This window comes from Paenibacillus sp. FSL P2-0136 (genome assembly GCF_037975325.1).
Lineage (GTDB): Bacteria > Bacillota > Bacilli > Paenibacillales > Paenibacillaceae > Paenibacillus_AQ > Paenibacillus_AQ silagei.
Genome location: NZ_CP150244.1, coordinates 4923493 through 4939257, shown reverse-complemented (window position 1 = coordinate 4939257; position 15765 = coordinate 4923493). Strand labels below are relative to the sequence as shown.

At 53.4% G+C, this 15765-nt stretch carries 6 protein-coding genes; all 6 read left to right on the top strand.

Translation table 11 applies throughout. The annotated features are described in order from the left end of the window. Positions 1–8 precede the first annotated feature (8 nt). The 6 genes from NYE26_RS20995 to NYE26_RS20970 all read left to right on the top strand — a co-directional run bounded on the left by NYE26_RS20995 (position 9) and on the right by NYE26_RS20970 (position 15515). Positions 9–5969, top strand: a complete 5961-nt coding sequence (locus tag NYE26_RS20995) for an S-layer homology domain-containing protein (protein WP_339249845.1) — start codon at positions 9–11, stop codon at positions 5967–5969. 308 nt (positions 5970–6277) lie between these two features. Beyond that, positions 6278–7801 carry a glycoside hydrolase family 43 protein gene (locus NYE26_RS20990; RefSeq protein ID WP_036731555.1) on the top strand — a complete coding sequence of 508 codons (1524 nt, stop codon included), beginning with the start codon at positions 6278–6280 and terminating at the stop codon, positions 7799–7801. Further along, positions 7798–8793, top strand: coding sequence for a glycoside hydrolase family 43 protein (locus NYE26_RS20985; protein ID WP_339249842.1), 996 nt, complete (start codon positions 7798–7800; stop codon positions 8791–8793). Before NYE26_RS20990 ends, NYE26_RS20985 begins: the two co-directional genes overlap by 4 nt. Positions 8794–9229: 436 nt before the next feature. Then, positions 9230–12037 (top strand): hypothetical protein, encoded by a 2808-nt coding sequence (locus NYE26_RS20980; protein WP_339249840.1) that lies wholly within the window; start codon positions 9230–9232, stop codon positions 12035–12037. A gap of 141 nt (positions 12038–12178) precedes the next feature. Continuing rightward, on the top strand, positions 12179–14005 hold the full coding sequence (locus NYE26_RS20975) for a sensor histidine kinase (protein WP_339249838.1): 1827 nt from the start codon (positions 12179–12181) through the stop codon (positions 14003–14005). Then, the gene (locus NYE26_RS20970; RefSeq protein WP_339249837.1) at positions 13998–15515 is read left to right on the top strand and encodes a response regulator transcription factor; all 1518 of its coding nucleotides are present in this window, start codon (positions 13998–14000) and stop codon (positions 15513–15515) included. Before NYE26_RS20975 ends, NYE26_RS20970 begins: the two co-directional genes overlap by 8 nt. Positions 15516–15765 lie beyond the last annotated feature (250 nt).

Below are 15765 nucleotides of genomic sequence, written 5' to 3'. Positions count from 1 at the left end.
GTGAGACAATGAAGCGTAAGAAGCTGCTCGCACTGCTAATGGTGCCCACAATGATCCTGTCTATGTTTCCAGCGCCCCTGGCTGTACATGCAGATTCAGCAGATTGGGGAGCAAGGGCTGCCTATGGCGGGGAAGGCGGAACAGAGCTTTTCCTGGGAGGCAAATTCATTGAACTGGGGATAAGCAACTGGGGGAATTTCGGTACGATGGGCAGTAAGCCCGCTAATTTCCGTGGAACGAATTCCAGACCTTATCTGGGAATGAGTGCGGATCATGACGGATATGGAACAGGCAAAGATCTGCCAGTCGATTATTATTTGCCGGGTACCCCTGAAGAACGGTTCGCGGTAGGATACCAGATCGCCGGAAATACATATGCGAAGTCCAATTCAGCGCAGATGCACTCGATGGATATGCCGACCACCGTTGTAAATACCTCGCAGACGGATAAAGGAATTCTGAGTGCGACTACGGTATCTACATGGACTGACACTATGGAGATTAAGCAGGTGATCAGCTTTGGGGAGAACCAGAAATTCTACCGCAATGATGTGACTATTACCAATCTTACAGATAAGAATTGGGACGGGGCGCGGTATATGCGCTCAATGGACCCGGATAATACGGTGGATCAAGGAGGGGCATATGTCACCTCTAATATTGTGACCCACACCATTGAGGAAGATCGTGCTGCAGTCGTGAAGGCGAGTACTATTGCTGATAATGATCCGCTGTACAAGGCCTTTAATTCAAGAGCCCCAATCTTCTTCTATTCCAGTGATCAACGGGCGAAGGCTTCCGTCTTCGGGTTTACCAATACTAACCCTTATGCGCTGGAAGCTTACAACAGTCCGAAGGCGAAGAACGTGGAAGTCAAGGCTGATGCAGGGATTACCATGACCTGGGATTCTGGTACGCTGGCTCCGAACGCAAGCAAGAAATTCACCTATTACACGAGTCTCGATGAGAGGGATTTCAGTGAAGTCATCTCTGACATTGAGCTGGATGAAGGTGCCAGCACCGAGCTGGTGGAAGCCAAGGCGAATGATGGAACCGTTACCGGCAACCAGAAGGTGAAAATAGTCGGTGCGACCCTTGCTGAATCTATTGATCCAAGCCATATCCGTATCAACAATCTGCCGGAAGGACTTGATTTCGCAGTAACCCGGCTGAGTGATACGGAGCTTAACTTCACACTGACTGGTGCGGCGGTTGATCACGGCAAGGATGCGACAACGAAGAACCTGTCCGTTACGGTCGATAAGGAGAATCTGCTGGGGATCTCCTCCGGTCTGACGACCAAGACCTTCAGTGTAACGTTCAGAGATCCTGCGGCGCTTAGCCTGAATAAAGGGATTGTATCCGAAGCGGTCTATGGCTCGGGTGAAATCACTGAGACGCTTGGCGTGACGATTACTGGCGGCAAATTCAATGAAACGATTGATGCAGCCGATGTGCAGGTGCATGGTCTGCCAGCCGGTCTTGGCACTAGCGTGACAAGAGTATCCGACACAGAGCTCACGCTTCAGTTCACCGGTGCAGCTACGGTGACCAGCGATGTCTACGGAGCTTATGTAACCGTAGCTTCCGGCAAGCTTGCCGGAAGCCCGGCGGACTTAAGCACGAACACCTTCAAATTCGATTTCTTGGACAAAGAGCCTTATCTGGTGGTCAAGACACCGCAGCTCTATGAATCGGATCTGAATGATGGCACGATCGGGGATGTGCTTGTTCTTGAACTGAAGAACGGTTCTTTCGATGAGTCGGTTATGGATGCCATCGAAGCGGTGAATTGGCCGCCGGGCCTTACGCCGGGCAAGATTACCGTGGATTCTCCGAACCAGATTACGGTGGCCATTACCGGCCAGGCTGCCAGCCATAAGACTGCTGACAGTGTGAACCGGGCAGCGGTTACGCTAGCAGGCATTCCGTCGGGGACCTTCGCTATTCTGTTCCGCTCTCCTCCGGCAGTGATTGCCGCGTCTCCTGATGTAATCCACGATGCGGGTGACGGCTCAGCGGCAGAGACGTTGACGGTGACTCTGCGTAATGGATTATTTACTGAAGAGGTCGAAGGCGGCGTAAACGTCAATAATATGCCTGAAGGCTTAAGCTTCAGCGTGGTGCGGGTTAGCGGCACGGTACTTGAGATTCATTTCACCGGTCAGGCGGCTGGAAAGTACGAGGCTTCTGCCTTTGCTTCAGTCACAGTTGATCCTTCTATTATTGTAGACGGGGTTAAGCCTGTGACCTCCAATAACGTTGATCTGCAGTTACCGGGTGCTGGTGTGTTGGTGAAACGCGATATGGAAGCCTTAACCTGGGAGTTGATCCGCAAGGACAATACCCTGCAGAGCTCTGTGCTGAGCGGATTAGATTTACCCCTAAAAGGAGCGGGCGGCAGCACGATTACCTGGACCTCCACCAATGGAACGGTCGTTACCACAGACGGGACGGTGACAAGACCGCCGTTCAATACAGGCGATCAGCCGGTTACATTGACAGCGGTGCTGAAGAATGGGGCATCCGAGCTAACGAAGACCTTCGAGCTGATTGTCAAAAAGCAGGCCGGCACCGACAAACAATCGGTAACCGAAGATACTTACCTGCTTACCTGGAATACGATCCGCGAGGAGAATGTGAAGCAGGAATCCGTAACCTCTGCGGTGTATTTGCCGAAGAATGGGACGAATGGCAGCACGATCACCTGGACCTCTTCCGATGAAGAGGTGATTGCCACTGACGGAACGGTAACACCACCTTCCTTTTCAAAGGGGGACAAGCCGGTAACCTTAACAGCGGTCATCCGTAAGGGAGACAGCGTGCTGACCAAAGAATTCGTGCTTACGGTCATCAAGCGTCCAATGACAGATGAAGAATCTGTAAATGAGACCTTGGCCAAGCTGGACTGGGACATGATTCGGGAAGATAACGAGGAGCAGGAGCAGGTCCTGACGGATCTTGACTTGATTACCGAAAGTACCAGCGGCAGCACGATCACCTGGACCTCCTCCCAGGAATCAGTTATTACTCCGGAGGGTGTTGTGAAGCGCCCCGCTTATGCAGATGGAGACCAGAAGGTTACCCTGACAGCAACGGTGACCAAGGGCAGTGTGACTTATCAGAAAGAGTTCGTAGTGACCGTTAAGGCCAAGCGTGAGAGCATCGATGAACAGCTTGATGAAGCTATGAGACTGCTGAGAATCGGTTATCAGGGGCAAGATTCGGCCAAGAGTGTAACGCAGAATGTCGAGTTGATCTCCAAGGGCTACTATGATTCCGATGTAGTATGGACGAGCCACCGCAGCGATATTGTCAGCATCACCGGTGAGGTTCAGCGTCCGCTGAAGGATACGGTGGTAAGATTGACAGCTCGTGTGACCAAGGAAGGCTTCTTCCGGGAGCAGGACTTCTATATTACGGTCAAAGGAACGGCTACGGTCGATCTTCCTCAGGATGAATTGAATATTCAAGTGACCTATGCTCCGGGAGATTCAGAGGAGTCGGTGACCCGGAATCTGTTCCTGCCGAAGACAGGAGAGACCGGATCTGTACTGACCTGGACCTCCAGTAACCCGGATGTTCTCACGAATACCGGACGGATCAAGCGGCCGGGACCAGATGAACAGGATGTGACGGTAGAACTTACTGTGAAGCTGGCAGACCCTGACCGTCCGGGCGAGATGCTGGTCAAAACCTTTACAATTGTTGTCAAAAAGCTCAGCGACCAGGAAGCCGCAGAGGATGCGGCAAGAAGCACCGGAATCAACACGGCGGCCACTTTCGCGCCTGGTGATACCTGGGAGAGTGTCACTGAAGCCTTCCTGTTGCTTCAGACCGGTAAATACGATACGAAGATCACCTGGACCTCCAGTGAAACTCCGGTAATCGCCGTCCAGCAGGATGCGGACCAGGCCAAGGGAAATGTAACTCCTCCGGTCCAGGATACGAATGTTATTCTGACCGCTACCTTCACCCGGAACGGTAAGAGTGCAGTGAAGCAATACCTGCTGATTGTGAAGGCGAAAGGCGTAGTCAAGGAAGGTGCCGTTCGTGAAGCAACGTCCAGAACAGCCGGACTGTCTACCTCTAATGACGGCAAGCCGCTGGAGCAGGGCGTGACCATTCTAAGAACGAACCTGTCTAACGGAACGAAGATTGACACCATTGTGATTGATGAGAACGAAGTGTATAACCTTGTGGAAGGCGTGAACCCGAATGACCCGGATACAGCCAACCGGAGTGTAACCATCACCCATGTGGATGATCTGTCTGCGCGCGCGGATGAAATTGCAGTTGAAATTCCATCAACGGCCGTTTCGATTCTTGCCGGGCGCAAGGCTTCACTGGATATTGTAACTGCACTCGGCTCGATCCATCTGGATGCAGCCAGCCTGGCACAGCTTGATGCGAGTGCTACCGACCTGTATTTCCGGATTGTACCGGTGAAGGACCCGCAGGCGAAGGCGAACGTCCAGAGCAACGCGATCCTGAACGGTTCTTCCAAGCTGTCACTGGCCAGTGACAAGACACTTCAGAATCTTGGGTCACCACGGGAGATTGAGACTAACTATGACAAGATCAATACGCGGATTCAGCTTCCGTTGTCAGAGTTCGCGGATCAGATTCCGTTGCAAAGCTCCGGGGTGCGCGACGCCTTCCTGGACAGCTTGCGGGTGTACGTTGAACACAGCGATGGCGAGATTACAATCTACACGCCAGAAATTGTGTATAATCGGGGCGGCGAGCCTGTAGCGCTGGAGATTCAGATTAACAAATTCAGTACCTTCCAGATTGTACGGATTACAGATAAGGCTGCGGAGCCTGTTAAAGAAACTGAACCCGCACCTACAACTGCACCTGCAACTGTCCCTGGGGTAAAAGGCGAGACAGTTCCTTCGGCCAGTGTAGAGCTGACCGCAGATCAAGTGAAGGAATTGCAGAATAAGGGCAGTGAAATTGTGATCGAGTCGAAGCTGGGCACGATTAAGCTTGACGCAGCTGCTATCGATCTGGCAGCGCTCAGCAAGCAGTTTGGACTGAAGAATGACAATCTGGGTGGCATTGTCATCACAGCTGAGCTGGCAGCATCCTCTTCTGACAGCCTGGAAGCCTTCAAGCTTGCGGCCGCGAAGCAGAAGGTACAGCCTGGTAACACTCTGGTGAACTTCTCTATTAAGGCGAAGTATCAGGGACAGACGGTACAGGTAACCAGCCACGGCTGGGCGAAGTACACGCTTGAAGTACCGGCAGATATGAAGATTACCACTGGCGTATTATACCGGGATGGTGCAATCTATCATCAGCCGACATATGTAACCGTTAAAGACGGACGTTACTACGCTACGATCAACAGCCTGGAGAGCGGAGAATTCGGCTTAATCTGGAATCCGCTGGAATTCCCGGATGTAGCGAAGCACTGGGGTAAGCCGGATGTCAATGACATGGGCTCAAGACTGGTGGTAAGCGGCACGAAGGAAGCGGTCTTTGAACCGCAGCGGGCGATCACACGGGCTGAATTCACTGCCATGCTGGCAAGAGCGCTCGGCATTGTCACCCATGGGGAGCAGCCTGTTACGTTCAGCGATGTCTCCGCAGGCGGATGGTACGGGCTGGAGCTTCAGGTTGCCATCGAGAACGGCCTGATCACCGGTTATCCTGACGGAACCTTCAGACCGGACAACAATATCTCCAGACAGGAGGCCATGGCAATTGTCAGCAGAGCCTTGAGCATCACAGAACTGAAGTCTTCGCGCAGCGAAGAGCAGACTCAGCAACTGCTGAAGTCCTTCGCAGATTCCGCTTCGGTAGCCAAATGGGCGATTGCTAATGTGAAGCAGAATCTGGCAGCTGGTATTATTCTGGGCAGAGACGAACAGCGTCTTGCGCCGAACGAGAATATTACCCGCGCCGAGGCGTCGGCTGCCATCCGAAGATTACTGATTCAATCGAATCTGATTAATCCGTAAGTATAAGCATCACATAACCATTGTATAAGCAAGATCAGGGTCGTCCCTCAGCCAGATTATGGTTGGGGGACGGCTTTTTGTTAACTTTTGAGACCACTACAGGGTAGCCGTTAAACTCCGCAAAAAATGACCATTAACCCAAGCAAAATGGCGAGCAACCGGTGTGTTTTTCCAGTACAATCGGTTGTAGGCGGAAATTGCACATTTTTTCGGGGGAAGTTCTTTAGTCTGCGCATAGGAAAGTTCATTTCGGGCTTGTAAAATAACACTAGCGATTGTAAACGCTTGCTTTCATTCCAGAGGAGGGTATGATGCATTCCATGAATGTGCGGAATCCCGTAATTGCCGGGTATTATCCGGACCCCAGTGTGGTCCGTGTGAATGAAGATTTCTATCTGATTAACAGTACCTTTGAATATTTTCCGGGTGTGCCTATCTTCCATAGCAGGGACCTGATCGACTGGACCCCGATAGGGCATGTGCTGACCCGCCAGTCCCAGCTGGATCTGCGGACCACCAAGAGTTCGTCCGGTATCTACGCCGCCACCATCCGCTATCATGCCGAACGATTCTACATGATTACCACCGATGTACGGGGCATCGGCAATTTCTATGTGACTGCGGACAAGCCCGAGGGTCCCTGGTCTGATCCGATTCTGCTGCCGCACGGGGGCATTGATCCGTCCCTGTTCTTCGATGATGACGGGCGCGCCTATGTTACGGTGCAGAACGGTGCAGGCTATGAGTCGCATATTATCCAGTATGAGATTGATCCGTTGTCCGGCGAAGTGCTGTCGGAGCCGGTCAACATCTGGAGCGGAGATGACGGCCCGTGGGTCGAAGGCCCGCATCTGTACAAGATCAAGGGCGTCTACTACCTGATGACCGCCTCCGGCGGCACGGCGGGTGATCACCGGGAGATTATTGCCCGCAGCAGCAGTCCTTACGGCCCGTTCGAGGACAAGCCGGAGCCGATCCTGACCCACAGGGGACTGAAGGACCACCCTGTCCAATGCCTTGGACATGCCGATCTGGTCGAGGATACGTCCGGCCAGTGGTGGGCAGTCTTCCTGGGCATGCGTCCCGTGGAAGGCCGGTATTCCCCGCTGGGCCGGGAGACCTTCCTGGCTCCGGTCACCTGGACGGAGGACGGCTGGCCGATGATTGACAATAATGAAGGCACCGTTATAGCCGACGATGAGTCCAGCCTGGAGGAACAGGTGCAGCGCTTTACGCCGGAGAGCGGCTTCGGGCCAGAGTGGGCATTCCTCCGCGCTTATGAAGCGGAACGGTATTCCTGGACTGAACGCACGGGAAGCCTCACCGTGCGCGGGAACAGCTACACGCTGGACGATGAGGCGCCCGCCGTGTTCGCGTGCCTCCGCCAGCAGCATCACCGGATGGAGACAGGCGTCAGCCTTGACTTCACACCGGTGACCGAAGGCGAGCATGCCGGACTGGCTGCGCGGCTTAACAACCGTGGATATCTTTTCTGGGGACTTACTTGCCGCAGCGGCCGCCGGGTGATGGAGCTTGTAGTGAAGAACGGTGAGGAGCGGCAGGTTCACCAGTATGAGGTAAACGGTGAAGGTGCCGTTCAGCTTCGCCTCCGCTGCGACGGCCATTCCTACCACTGCTCCTATTCGGCAGATGGGGTGTCCTGGCATGAAGTCCCGGAGACGGTTCATGTATCGGTCCTGTCCCCGGAGGTCAACGGCGGCTTCACCGGTGTCTGCCTCGGCGTACATGCCTCGGGCAACGGTACAGAGAATGCCAGCCCTGCTTACTATGAAGGATTCTATTATTCCAATATCAAAGGAGATGCCTTATGAATCAGCAACAACCCCCTAAGCCTAACCAACCGATCGTAACTCACATCTATACAGCGGACCCGTCCGCCCATGTCTATGAAGGCAAAATCTATATCTATCCTTCCCACGATCTAGATCATGACGAGCCGAGCAATGATAACGGCGACCAGTATAAAATGGAAGACTACCATGTTCTCTCGATGGACAGCTTCGATTCTCCGGTGGTCGATCACGGCGAAGCGCTGCATGTGAGAGATATTCCATGGGCCTCCAAGCAGCTCTGGGCTCCAGATGCCGCATATAAGAACAACACCTACTATCTGTTCTTCCCGGCCCGCGACCATGACGGCATCTTCCGTCTTGGTGTAGCAACGTCGGAGTCTCCCGCAGGCCCGTTCTCCCCGCAGCCGAATTATATGGAAGGCAGCTTCAGTATTGACCCGGCCGTGCTGGTAGATGACGACAACCAGGCGTATATCTACTTCGGCGGACTCTGGGGCGGCCAGCTGGAGAAATGGCAGACCGGCAGCTTCGTGCCGGATGCGGAAGGACCGGCTGCCGACCAGCCGGCGCTTGGACCGCAAGTTGCGCTGCTTAGCGATGACATGCTATCCTTCCAGGGCAAGCCAGCCGAGATCTCGATTGTCGATGAAGACGGGAATCCGATTCTGGCCGGGGATGAAGAGCGCAGATATTTTGAAGGCCCGTGGATGCACAAATATAACGGCGATTACTACCTGTCCTACTCTACAGGAACCACGCATAAGCTCGTGTATGCAATCGGCAAGAACCCGATGGGACCGTTCACGTTCAAGGGTGAGATTCTGTCCCCGGTCATCGGCTGGACGACTCACCACTCCATTGTTCAAGTGGAAGACAAATGGTATCTGTTCTATCACGACAGCTCCCTGTCGGAAGGCGTCAACCACAAGCGCTGCGTGAAATACACCGAGCTGAAATACAACGAAGACGGCACGATCCAGAGTATCAATCCTTATCCGGATGCGGAGTAAGCTGGCGGATAAATTAATGAAGGCAAGTAACATATGAGGTAACCATGAAGCAGCTCCTAGAGGGGCTGCTTTTTGGCGTGGCAAGGGTGCGAGTGAGGCAGATGTAGGCGAAATACCGAACACAATGTGCTGGTGCGGGGCGCTCGGGCTGAATGTATACGAAAAAGCGAACACATTGGACAGGTGCGGGTGCGAGTGGGTCGGATGTGTGCGAAAAACCGAATACAATGGTGGCGACGGAGACGCGCGGGCGGATTGTAGTCGAAAAACCAAATACAACTTTTCTTTAATTTGACCAGAGAATCTTTAATTTCGCTTCTATTAGTCCCCGCATGAGCTGCTATATAGTAACCTTGATCACTATTATCGATAAGGAAGATTCATCCGGTTATTATGAATGCGTTCTCATCAATCTGAAGAATGAGGAGAGTGAACAATGGTAGCTACATCCCGGACACACAGAATTCGTAAGCTGACTTCAGCGGTATTAGGTACAGCGCTGCTGGTGACCCTACTGCCGCAGACAGCCATGGCCGGAGACACCTGGCCGTTCAAAGGTGAAAGCGCACACGGTGCAAATCAGCCCAGCGTACATGGCTATACCAGCCAGCACATTGCGGACTGGAGTCCGCAGAGAGATCAGGACGCGGCGCTGCTGCGCTCCAGGGTGCCGTTGCAGCAGCGGATTGCACCTTTCCAGCAGACTCAGGCCAATCCGGCGCTGAATCCGGCGGTGCAGATGATGAATGTTGCGGGCGATTATGGCAATGCTTTTATCGAGAATGCCCCGTACACCAACAAGTTCGCCCAGTACCACTTCAACTTCTGGCAGTACATTGACTATTATTCCTACTGGCACGGAACAGCGACAGCGTATACACCGCCGGAATATTACGACGATCTGGCCCAGTCTGACTGGCAGCAGAAATGGTTCGAGTTCGGCATGCTGAACATTCCGAATCCTACCTATACCGATGCCGCGCATAAGAATGGGGTTATGTCGCTGGCCGGAGTGTTCTTCTCGAACAATGACCGGGGGCAGCAGACCTATAAGCAGATGATCGTCAAGGATGCAGCCGGGAAGTTCCCGGTAGCTGAGAAAATGATTGAAATGGCCGAATACTTCGGGTATGACGGGTACTTCCTGAATCAGGAGGAGCAGAATCCGAATGTGGCGACAGCGGATATTCCCGATTATATTGCTTTTATGAAAGCGCTACAGGATGGCGGGCTGTATGTGCAGTGGTATGATTCCCTGAATACAGCCACGGGAGCCAATGTTTTCGCCAGAACCTTCAATAATAACAATATTTCTATGCTCTACGATAAAGCGGCCAACAAGCCGGTGTCGAATTCGTTTTTCTTCGATTACGGTATGGGCAGCTCGCAGATTACCTCGGCGGCGAATTACTTGAATACCTTCAATGCGGCCCAGGGGACGAGCTACAATCTCTTTGAGACCGGCTTCGCGGGACTTGAAGCCGGGCGCGACCGCTTCAAGAGCGTGCAAGGCACAGCCTTGAGCAGCAAGCTGGCCGGGGGAATTCCACGGACCAGCCTGGCGACACTGGGCGCGGATTTTGTCCATGCTGGTCTGGATGAGGATATGAATCAGTCCTGGCCGGTCTCGAACCGCACGGATAACAAATACCAATGGATGACGAACCTGCGCGAGCAGCTATGGTGGTCAGGACCACGGATAAATCCGAAGAATACAGCCGTGTCTTCCAATAATACGGTGGCCGATGTGTATGCCGATAACCGCTACTGGCCGGGGATCGCTTCGGTCATTGCCGAGCGCTCGGTGGTGAAGGATGCCAACTTCTATACCAGCTTCAATATCGGCCATGGCCTCTCCTATTACAAGGATGGAGCGGTATCCAGCACAGCGGAGTGGTCCAATATGAGCCTTCAGGATGTTCCGGTCACCTGGCAATGGTGGCAGGATACTACAGGCAACCGCCTGAACGTGGACTTCGATTATGGTCCGGGTTATGACCAGACCGCCAATTCGCGCATGAATTACCAGCAGCTTGGCGGTTATAACGGCGGCAGCTCGCTGGCGGTGAGCGGGAATCTGAACAGCGAAAACTTCTTGCGTCTCTACAAGAGCGAGCTTGCCGTGAAGGCCAATTCCAAGCTGTCCGTTGTCTACAACAAGCCGTCTGCCGATGATGGCTCTGTGCTTAGCGCAGGACTTATCTTCCGCGACAACCCGAATCAAGTGGTGAAGGTTCCTGTTGCAAATAGCGGGAAGCATACCACGGGCTGGACCACAGCCGAGCTTAATCTTGGTGCTTATGCGGGACGGGAGATTGCAGCCTTCGGCCTGGTGTTCGCCCCTGGAGCCACACAAGCAGCTAATTACCAGATGAACATTGGCCAGCTGCGGATTCATGACGGCTCGGCGGTCAAGCCATCGGCTCCTACTAGTCTTTCCATTGCACAGGCACTGTCCGGCACGGATGAGATGATCGTGAAGTGGAGCATGGATACCGATTACTCCAAGGTGAAGCAATACAATGTATATGTGAATGATATCTATGTGGGCGGGAAGTATGATGAGACCTTCTATATCAAGAAGCTTCCGGCCAAATCCGGCGTGTTGAAGGTGGCGGCTGTAGGTGCAGACGGGCTTGAGGGCGATCCGGCCACGCTGTCCTTCGACCTGAATGCTGCGGTATCCAAGGTGACTGCCGAATCCGCTGCGAATGGAGAATTCCTGGTGAAGTGGACGAATCCCGCCGCTGCCCAGGGAAGTATCAAGGTAACAGTGAAGTCGGTGAACTGGACTACCACGCCGCAGCCGGTATCGAAGGAATTGACCGTGCCGCAGGGGGCAACCTCAGCCTTGTTCCAGAATATGCCGGTGAACGGAGATGAGTATACGGTTACCGTTCAAGCCGGAAATACCGATAAAATAACCTATAACGGAACGTTCACCGACAAGGTGTCCGAGCCTTATGCAGAGAACTGGTCCTGGAACGGCAACACGCTGAACCTGCCGATGCCAAGCACCCGGGACTGGCGGTATATGTACATTAACGAAGACGGCCAGAACCGGTCGTTCCCGGTCACCTATCTGTCCGGTGCTGCGGGCATGAAGCCGATGATTATCCGCGGCCGCACGACTACTGCTGCGCTGAGCTTCACCTCTACCGCAGCAGTAGTTACAGTGGTCATGGAGGATTACAACGGCAACAAGTCGCAGCCTGTATACCTTAAAGGCCAACCAACGCCGTAAGGCACGTTAGGGAATAGATACCGCCCATTCTGCACAACATACACAAAGCGCTCACCCTCTGGCAAAATTAGCAGGGGGGAGCGCTTCTTGTGTATCCCGGCTAGCCGCGCCTGCAAGGCTAGCAACTATGTTAGGAGGTGAATGATGCGAAGCCTTTCGCTGTACCGCAAGTATTTTAAAGACAATATGTTCCTGCGCTTCACGCTGATCGTGTCCTGTATCTTCATAGCCACCATTATCGCCTTCTCTTATCTGGTGCTGCTGTTAATCTCGGATTCGGCGGTGCAGCGCCAGATGGATATCCAGCGCAAGAGTATGGAGAGCGTCAGCAATTATGTGGAGAACAAATATCAATCCGTTCAGGATATGCTCCGTGATGTGTACAGGGACGCGAGTCTGGCCAGTAATACGACCTTCCTGCTGGAGAATCCCTTAAGCGATTATATTGAGCACCGGCTGGACCGCTTTCTGCTGGGAGAACAGTCCACCTCGAACGCCATCCAGTATTTCCAGAACAAGATTGACGATGATCCCGATATCCGCAGCCTGATCCTGTACAGCGCCAACCAGCAGGTCATGTATTATTACGACAACCGCAGGCAGTTCGAGCGGATCTCGACCAATGCGGCGCATTCCTTCGTCCCCGATTCGATGGTTCTGGGTGAGGAGAGTGTCGTCTCTGTTCCAAACATTTGGGTGCTGAAAAGTATAGGGATGCCGACAGCCCCGCTGTTTTCGGTGAAGCTGCCGATCAACAATAAGTCCTCACTGCTCAATATCGGCCAGCTGCTGGTCTACTTCGACTCCGAGGCGATCTGGCAGGCCATGAATAACTATAAGCAGGATTTCAAAGGCGATATCCTCGTGCTCTCGGCCCAGAATGAAGTCATCTTCGATTCATCAGGTAAGGGATACGGCCGGAAGCTGCCGAAGCTGCAAGAGATTAACGCTGGCGAGGAGTTTACGATAGAGGGAATGGTTGTCACGAGTCTGACGCAGAGTCAGGCGGGGTATACGGTGATCAGCCTGATCTCTAAGCAGGAGCTGGCCGAGACCTACAGCAGTGCGCGGAGCACCATTGTGTCCATCGCACTCGTCTGTATTCTGTTTGCCGTGCTGCTGCCGGCGATGTTCATTTCTAATTTTGCCAAACGGACCCACCGCATTATCCGCTTCACCCGCAAAGTCAAGAACGGGGATCTGAACACCCGGATTGTGGACGGTAAGGAAGATGAATTAGGCCAGATTGCCAAAAGCTTCAACAGCATGCTGGATGAACTGAACCAGTATATCGACCAGGTCTATAAGGCGGAAATCAAACAGAAGCATACGGAGATCGCTACGCTGGAAGCCAGGGTGAATCCGCATTTTCTGTATAATACATTAGAGGTTATCCGGATGCGGGCGATTTCGAGCGGGGCGAAGGATGTAGGGGAAATGATCTACAGCCTGTCCATGCTGTTCAAGTCGTATGTCCGTCCGAAGCAGAAATATACGTTCAAGGATGAGCTGGAGGCCTGCCGTCTGTACCTGGAATTATTCCGTATCCGCTATAAGGACAGGTTCGCATACACCATCGAATGCAGTCCAGAGCTGGAAGAGCTTCCTGTGCTCAAAATGTCGCTGCAGCCGGTCATTGAGAACTATGTTCTGCACGGCATGCGGACAGGGCAGACTGATAATGTGATCCGTATTGTGATCACAGCCGAGCCGGAGAATATCCGCGCGGTTGTTACGGATAACGGCAAAGGGATCGCGGAGGAGCGGCTGGCCCGGCTCCGCGAGGTGCTGGAGGATCACGGCGAATTGTCCGGGTCCGAGTCGTTCGGGCTGCGTAGCATTCATGAGCGGCTGAGACTGATGTACGGCAAGTCTTACGGCGTAGAGCTGGAGAGTGAAGAGGGCAGCGGAACAGTGGTTACGATTACTTTTCCATACCCGCCGAAGGAGGAGAACGCAGATGTATAAGGTGTTTATTGTGGATGATGAGCCGTTCATTCTTAGCGGCCTGCAGGATATATTGGACTGGGAGGAGCTGGGCCTCACGATTGCGGGGCAGGCGGAGAACGGGCAGGAGGCGCTGGAGCAGCTGCGGGAGATCCCCGCTGATATTCTGATTACCGATATCTCCATGCCGGTGATGACCGGCCTTGAGCTGATCCGCGCTGTCCGGGAATTCCGCCCGGATCTGAAGGTGGTGGTGCTGAGCGGCTTCGATGAATTCATGTATGTGAAGGAAGGTCTGTCGCTCGGGATCGAGAACTATCTGCTGAAGCCGATTAATCTGGAGGAATTCCAGCAGACGCTGGAGACGATTGTGGAGAAGCTGAATGTCTCCAGGCTGGATATGCAGTGGTGGGAATATACGAATTCCGTGCTGAAGGATAATGTGCTGCTGCGCTGGCTGCGGGGGCAGATTGATCCGCAGGAGCGCTCCGAACGGCTGAATCTGATCGGCCTGCCGCTCAGCAGCCGTTATGTGCAGGTTGCCCTGCTGCAGGTAGAGCCGGCAACGGATACCTTCAGGAAGAGGGTATCCGATCTCGCCGGGGCAGAGGCTTCGTTCTTCATGTTCTGGGATTCGGACAATGATCTGGTGCTGATACATAACTACGAAGAAGCCTCCGCCGGAGCGGCGGAGATGGCGTTCATGCTGGAGGAGATTACCGGCTTATGCACCGGCGGTGAGAAGCTGCGCGCAGCCGTAGGCTCGCCTGTGTACGGAGTGGACGCCGCTCCCGCAAGCTACGAGCAGGCGAAGCAGGCGCAGGAGTTCCTGGAGATTCATCCGGAGCGCAGCATCATCTATTATGAGCAGCTGCGGGACCGTAAGGAGGATCTGGGGGCGGTTCTGCCGGAAGACTGGAGCGATTACGCCAAGCTCATTATGTCCAAGAATGTGGCAGGGCTGTCCGAGCAGTTGGAGCTCTATTTCTCGGCCCCCGCAATGGATGGATTAACGCCAGCGATGCTGGAGGAGATCTCGCTGGAATGGATGCTGTTCTTCCGGGTGCTGATCAAGGATATCCGCAGTGAAACGGAGCGTGAGTGTATTGCCGAGGGCTTGACGGCGATCCGCCGGGCGAATTCGCTGCCCGCACTGTCCGCTGCGCTCCGGCAGACCTCGGCAGGCATCATCGGGCTGCTGGACCGGGAGCTGAAGAGTCCGGTAGTGAACCAGGTGCTGAATTATATTGAGAAATCATACAGTGAGGACCTGTCACTGAAGAAGCTGGGCTTCATGTTCAATATTCATCCGGTATATCTGGGACAGCTGTTCCATAAGACGACCGGTGAATCCTTTGCAGAGTATATGAACCGTTACCGGATTGATAAGGCTAAGGAACAGCTCCGCTCGACGAACCTGAAGGTGCATGAAATCGCAAGAAGCGTGGGATACTGGGAAATGGGATACTTCTACAAGCAGTTCAAGAAATATGTAGGCATTTCGCCGACGGAATTCAAGGGGCTGCTGTGAGGCGGCTCTCTTGGGCGTTACAGAAAAGAAAAGTTTCACGTTGATAACGGATTCAGTGATTTCTCGCCAGAACATTACAGCCCTTGTAAAAGATCAATAACCTGCCTTTGCGGGTAAGCTTATTTTCTTTATTTCATACCTGAAAATCTATAGTTTCTCTTCTATTTGAAACTGCTTTCATCTTATAAAGTTAAGGTATAGCTCAAGGAAATCAGCAGCCGGATAGATCCGGTAAGCCGAAGGTCCGGAC